Annotated in this window: 6 protein-coding genes; 3 read left to right on the forward strand and 3 right to left on the reverse strand. The window is 74.3% G+C overall.

Annotation, left to right across the window (positions count from 1 at the left end; all coding sequences use genetic code 11):
• Window positions 1–89 precede the first annotated feature (89 nt).
• Together C6N75_RS26865 and C6N75_RS26870 are read right to left on the reverse strand one after the other, a co-directional pair.
• A complete protein-coding gene (locus C6N75_RS26865; protein ID WP_105871467.1) occupies window positions 90–374 on the reverse strand; it encodes a DUF3263 domain-containing protein in 285 nt (94 codons plus the stop codon).
• A gap of 164 nt (window positions 375–538) precedes the next feature.
• Window positions 539–1828 carry an extracellular solute-binding protein gene (locus C6N75_RS26870; RefSeq protein ID WP_105871468.1) on the reverse strand — a complete coding sequence of 430 codons (1290 nt, stop codon included), beginning with the start codon at window positions 1826–1828 and terminating at the stop codon, window positions 539–541.
• A 219-nt stretch (window positions 1829–2047) separates the two neighbouring features.
• Between C6N75_RS26870 and C6N75_RS26875 the strand changes: the two genes are divergently transcribed.
• The 3 genes from C6N75_RS26875 (at window position 2048) to C6N75_RS26885 (ending at window position 5371) form a co-directional block, all read left to right on the forward strand.
• On the forward strand, window positions 2048–2983 hold the full coding sequence (locus C6N75_RS26875) for an ROK family protein (protein ID WP_105871469.1): 936 nt from the start codon (window positions 2048–2050) through the stop codon (window positions 2981–2983).
• Entirely contained in the window at window positions 2983–4173 is a 1191-nt protein-coding gene (nagA, locus tag C6N75_RS26880; RefSeq protein ID WP_105871470.1) for an N-acetylglucosamine-6-phosphate deacetylase, read from the forward strand. Before C6N75_RS26875 ends, nagA begins: the two co-directional genes overlap by 1 nt.
• Before the next feature lie 271 nt (window positions 4174–4444).
• Complete coding sequence (locus C6N75_RS26885; RefSeq protein ID WP_105871471.1) at window positions 4445–5371, forward strand: 1-phosphofructokinase family hexose kinase; 927 nt, start codon at window positions 4445–4447, stop codon at window positions 5369–5371.
• A gap of 22 nt (window positions 5372–5393) precedes the next feature.
• Here the strand turns inward: C6N75_RS26885 and C6N75_RS26890 are convergent.
• Window positions 5394–6073, reverse strand: a 680-nt coding sequence (locus C6N75_RS26890) for a carbohydrate-binding protein (protein ID WP_105871472.1), incomplete at its 5' end; no start/stop codon positions are given.

A 6073-nucleotide genomic window follows, 5' to 3' on the forward strand; every position in this document is an offset into this window, starting at 1 on the left:
AGATGTGTATAAGAGACAGGGGTGCGGTGGGGTGGCCATGTCGGGGAACCTATCCCCGGCCCGGGGCGGGCACACCTGCGCGCGGGCCGTCAGCGGCGGGATTCGCGGGAGGCGCGCAGGCGGCGCAGCCGGTTGACGGTGACCGGGTCGTGGGCGAGCGCGGCGGGGTCGTCCAGCAGAGCGTTGAGCAGCTGGTAGTAGCGCGTCGGGGAGAGGTCGAGCCGCTCCCGGATGGCCCGCTCCTTGGCTCCGGGCCCGGGCCAGGAGAGCCGCTCCAGCGCGATGACGGCCCGGTCCCGGTCGGTCAGCTCGCGGACCGGGCGCGGGGCCGGAGGCGGCGGCGGGCCGGGCTCGGACGGCGGGGTGGCGGTCATACGACCAGCCTAGTCACCCGGATGCCGGATGCCGGAGCCCGGCGGCGGACCGGAGCGGGGGCGCCGGAGAAGGAGCCGCCGGGCCCGGCGTACCGGAGCGGGGGGGGCCGCCGGCCGGTACCGGAGTGGGGGTGCGCAGGGCCCGGTCGCTCGTCGCCCGAGGTCTACTTCGCGGACGTGGCCGCTTCCGCCGCCTCGGCCTCGGCGGCCTCCTTGGCTATGCCGCTGAGGACGGCCTCGGGGTCGCCGTTCTCGGTGACGGCCTTGCCGATGTTGGCCTTGACGCTCTTGCTGACCTTGGCCCAGGAGGTCTTGCCGACCGGGTACAGCTCGGAGGTGGGCAGCTCCTCCAGGAAGGGCTTGAGCTTGCTGTGCTTGGCGTCGCTCTCCATCTCCGTGCTGGCGGTCACCGTGACGGGGAGGATGTCGTAGGCGTCGGAGAAGGCGAGGACGTTCTCGTCGCGGTAGACGAACTGAAGGAAGCGGCCGATCTCCTCGCGGTGGCCGTTCTGCTTGAAGGCCATCATCCAGTCGGCCACGCCCATCGAGGAGGTGGCCGCGCCGTCGGGGCTGGGCAGCGGCACCATGCCGAAGTCGACGCCGGCCTTCTCGGCGGCCTCCATCAGGGTGGGGTGGCCGTTGAGCATGCCGACCTCGCCCTTGGTGAACGCCTCGAAGGCGGCCTGGCGGTCCAGGTGGCCGGGGGCGGTGGGGCCGGTCAGGCCCGGCTTGACGAGCTTGTCGCGCAGCCAGGTGAAGGTCTCGACGTTGGCCGCGGAGTCGATGTCGTACTCGCTGTTGACGGCGTCGCGGTAGCCCCCGCCGCCGCTGAGCATCCACATCATCGTCTCGGCCTGGGACTCCTCGGTGCCCAGCGGCAGGGCGAAGGGGTAGGTCACCCCGTCGGCCTTGAGCTTCGCCGCGGCGGCGCGGATGTCCTCCCAGGTCTTCGGCGGCTGGAGGCCGGCGTCGGCGAACAGCTTCCTGTTGAAGAACAGCAGCCGGGTGCTGGCGGCGAAGGGCATGCCGTACTGCACGCGGTCGACCTCGCCGGCCTGGTTGAGCAGCGGCAGGAAGTTGGCCTGGGTGGGGATGGGGAGCAGCTCGTCGGTGCGGTAGAGGCGGTCCTCGGCGGCGAAGTCCGCGTAGGCGCCGATCTGCGCCATGTCGGGGGCCTGGTCGTTCGCAACCATCTCGGCGACGTCGCGGTCGACGTCCTTCCAGGAGCGGACGTCCACCTCGACGCTGATGCCGGGGTTCTTCTTCTCGAAGGCGGCGGCCAGGTCGTCCCAGTACTTCTGGGAGGTGTTGGCCTCGCCGCTGCCGTAGTCGGCGGCGACCAGCTTCAGGGTGACATCGTTGCCGGAGCCCGATCCGGCCCCGCAGCCGGTGAGGGTGAAGGCCATGCTCAGCGCGGCGACCGCCGCGAGTGTTCCGTAGTGGCGGCGCTGCACGCTGGTCCCATCGTCGTCGCTGTCGCTGTCGCAGATCCGGAATTCTTCCAGACCGGGGCATGAGGTCTACACCACTGGGGTATCGCTTGCACAACGCTTGATCCGCCTGATTCCGCCCTCGGGGCTCGTACGGCCGCCTGGGCGGGGTTTTGTATGCGATGGCAACAATCTGCGCGAGTGGACTAGACCTTTCCCGGGTGACCGGGGGACACTGTCCGCGTGAGACACGTCATCGCCCTCGATGTGGGCGGCACCGGGATGAAGGCCGCCCTGGTCGGAGCCGACGGGGCCCTGCTGTACGAGACGCGGCGCGCCACCGGACGCGAGCGCGGGGCGGACGCCGTCGTGGAGACGATCCTCGGCTTCGCCGCCGAGCTGTACGCGTACGGGCGGGACACCTACGGCACGGGCGCGGTCGCGGCGGGGGTCGCCGTGCCGGGGATCGTGGACCCGGACAGCGGCACGGCGGTCTACGCGGCGAACCTGGGCTGGCGCGACGTACCCCTGCGGGCGCTGCTGTCCGAGCGGCTCGGCGGACTGCCGGTGGCGCTCGGGCACGACGTACGGGCCGGCGGGCTGGCCGAGGGAAGGGTCGGGGCCGGGCGCGGCGCGGACCGGTTCCTGTTCGTGCCGCTGGGCACCGGGATCGCCGGGGCCATCGGCATCGGCGGCGCCATCGAGGCCGGCGCGCACGGCTACGCGGGCGAGATCGGCCACATCGTGGTGCGCCCCGGCGGCCCGCAGTGCGGCTGCGGCCAGCGCGGCTGCCTGGAGACGCTGGCCTCGGCGTCGGCGGTCAGCCGCGCCTGGGCGGCGGCCAGCGGCGACGCGCAGGCGGACGCGGCGGACTGCGCCAAGGCCGTGGAATCCGGAGATCCGGCCGCGGAACGGGTGTGGCGGGAGGCGGTGGGGGCACTCGCCGACGGACTGGTGACCGCCCTCACCCTGCTGGACCCGCGCACCCTGATCATCGGTGGCGGGCTCGCGGAGGCCGGGGAAACGTTGTTCACACCCCTGCGGGCGGCCGTCGAGGAGCGGGTGACGTTCCAGCGCCTGCCCGCCATCGTGCCGGCGGCCCTCGGGGACACCGCCGGATGCCTGGGCGCGGGCCTCCTCGCCTGGGACCTACTCGCCAGTTCGGAGGTATCCGCCTGATGGCCGATCACAAGGTTCTCGCCGGCGCCCGCGTGGTGCTGCCGACCGGGACCGTCGAGAACGGGCGGGTGGTCGTCGAGGGCTCCCGGATCGCCGACCGCCTCCCGGACGGCGCGGCCGTGCACCAGCACGACCTGCCCGGGCACTGGGTCGTCCCCGGCTTCGTGGACCTGCACAACCACGGCGGCGGCGGGGCGTCCTTCACCTCCGGCACCCTTGAGGAGGTCCTGCGGGGCGTCCACACCCACCGCCTCCACGGCACCACCACCCTGGTGGCCTCCACCGTCACCGGTGAGCTGGACTTCCTCGCCCACCGGGCCGGAGAGCTGGCCGAGCTGGCCGAGCAGGGCGACCTGGCGGGCGTGCACTTCGAGGGGCCGTTCATCTCGCCGTGCCGCAAGGGCGCGCACAGCGAGCAGTTGCTGCGCTACCCGGACCCGGCGGAGGTCCGCAAGCTGGTCGACGCGGCGCGCGGGCACGCCCGGATGGTCACGCTGGCCACCGAGCTGCCGGGCGGCCTGGACTCGGTGCGGATGCTGGCCGAGCTGGGCGTGATCGCGGCGGTCGGGCACACCGACGCGACCTACGAGCAGACCAGGGAGGCGATCGACGCGGGCGCGACGGTCGCCACCCACCTCTTCAACGCGATGCCGGCCCTCGGCCACCGCGCGCCCGGCCCGATCGCGGCGCTGCTGGAGGACGAGCGGGTCACCGTCGAGCTGATCAACGACGGGGTGCACCTGCACCCGGCGGCGCTGGAGCTGGCGTTCCACCGGGCCGGCGCGGACCGGGTCGCCTTCATCACCGACGCGATGGACGCGGCCGGCTTCGGCGACGGGCGCTACCGGCTCGGACCGCTGGAGGTGGAGGTACGCGACGGGGTCGCCCGCCTCGCCGAGGGCGGCTCGATCGCCGGCTCCACCCTGACCCTGGACACCGCCTTCCGCCGCGCGGTCACCGTGGACGGCCTCCCGGTGGAGTCCGTGGTGCGGGCCGTCTCCGCCAACCCGGCCAGGCTGCTCGGCATGGACGACCGGATCGGCTCCCTGGAGCCGGGCAAGGACGCCGACCTGGTGGTCCTGGACGCCGACTTCACCCTGGTCGGCGTGATGCGCAAGGGCGAGTGGGTGGTCGCGCCGCCGCAGGCCGCCGCGGTGCGCGAGCGCGAGCAGGAGGCCGCGGGGGTCTGAGGCCCCCGCCACCGGTGCCGGACGCCGGTTCGGGCGGTCCGAGCGGTCCTAACGCGGTCCGGGCGGTCCGAACCCGGTCCGGGCGGTCCGAACGCGGTCCGGGCGACCCGAGGGCGGTCCGGGGGCGGTCCTCGCGGTCCAGAGGCGGTCCGGGGGCGCCGGTCGGCGGCCGTGGGGTGGGCGGGACGGCTCCGGTTTGGCATGATCAGAACCGGATACGGAAGCCAGCGCGCACGTCTCGGGTCGTCGCGCACGTCTCGGGGGTGCACCGGTGATCCTCACGGTCACGCTCAACACCGCGCTCGACGTCACCTACACGGTCGGCTCCCTGGTGCCGCACGCCTCGCACCGGGTGCGGGAGGTGGCCGAGCGGCCGGGCGGCAAGGGCGTCAACGTCGCCCGGGTGCTGGCCGCGCTCGGCCACGAGGCGGTGGTCACCGGCTTCGCCGGCGGGCCCGCCGGGGAGGCGCTGCGCGGGCTGCTCGCCCCGCTGCCGGTGCGCGACGCGCTGGTGCCGGTCGCCGGTGCCACCCGGCGCACCGTCGCCGTCGTGGACTCCGCGAGCGGGGACACCACCCAGTTCAACGAGCCAGGACCGCACGTCTCGCCCGCCGAGTGGGCCGCGCTGCTCTCCGCGTACGAGGAGCTGCTGGCCGGCGCGGACGCGGTGGCGCTGTGCGGAAGCCTGCCGCCGGGCGTGCACGTCGGGGCGTACGCGGACCTGGTGCGCCGCGCCCGGACGGCCGGCGTCCCCGTCCTGCTGGACACCAGCGGCGAACCGCTGCGCCGGGGGGTCGCGGCCCGCCCCGACCTGGTCAAACCCAACGCCGAGGAGCTGGCCGCGCTCACCGGCGCCCGCGAGCCGCTGCGTGCGACCCGGGACGCCCGCCGCCGCGGCGCCCGCGCGGTGGTCGCCTCGCTCGGTCCGGACGGGCTGCTCGCCCTCACCCCGGACGGCGCCTGGCGGGCGGCCCCGCCGCGCCCGGTGCGGGGCAACCCCACCGGGGCGGGCGACTCCGCGGTGGCCGGTCTGCTGTCCGGCCTGGTCGAGGGGTTGGACTGGCCCGGCCGGCTGGTCCGCGCGGTCGCCCTGTCCGCCGCCACCGTCCTGGCCCCCGTCGCCGGCGAGTTCGACCACGGCGCGTACGCGGAGCTGCTGGCGGCGGTCACCGTGTCGGAGGACACGGCGGCGGCGTGAGGGCGTGAGGCCGGGGCCGCGGCTACTCGACGCGGCCCTTCACCAGCCACACCTGGTCCATGTAGGCGTCGCAGGTGTCGCCCTGTTCGCAGGACATCTTGAGGTTGTTGTCGCCCTGCTTGAGGTTCACGTACGAGTACGTGCGGGTCCAGCCCTTCTCCCAGTCGCCTTCCTTGGCGTGGGCGAAGTTCTTCATGTTGATGCCGCGCGGCTGCTCGTCGTTGACGGTCAGCGAGGTCTTCGCGTCCTTGCCGGGCACCGAGTAGGTGATGTACAGCGTGTACTCGCCGTCCTCGGGGACCTTCGCCGACCAGCTGGCCGAGCCGCCGGGGCCGTTGAACATCACATACGCGCCGTTGACGCCCTGCGCGCCCTTGACGTCCGTGCCGAGCTGGGCCGGCGCGCCGAGCTGGAGGGTGGCGGCGTCCTGCTTGGGGAGCTCGGCCGGCTCCTCGGACGCGGAGCCGGAGGGGGAGGGCTCGGCGCTCGGCGACGTGTCGCCGGGCTTCTCGGGGGCGGTGGATTCGGCGGCGGCCTGGTCGGACTTGTCCTTGTCCGAGCCGTTGGTGAGCAGGGCCACGGTGATGCCCGCCACCACGACCGCGACCACGGCGATCGCGCCGATCAGCAGTCCCCTGGTGTTGGGGCCGCCGCGGCCGCCGCGCTGGGGCGGCCGGGAGTTCGGCGGCGGGCCGGCGGGGG

The sequence above is a fragment of the Streptomyces solincola genome, from assembly GCF_002982015.1.
GTDB lineage: Bacteria > Actinomycetota > Actinomycetes > Streptomycetales > Streptomycetaceae > Streptomyces > Streptomyces solincola.

Coding starts and splice junctions, on each gene's coding strand:
- C6N75_RS26865 (WP_105871467.1), bottom strand. CDS start 374: ATGACCGCCACCCCGCCGTCCGAGCCCGGCCCGCCGCCGCCTCCGGCC.
- nagA (WP_105871470.1), top strand. CDS start 2,983: ATGGCCGATCACAAGGTTCTCGCCGGCGCCCGCGTGGTGCTGCCGACC.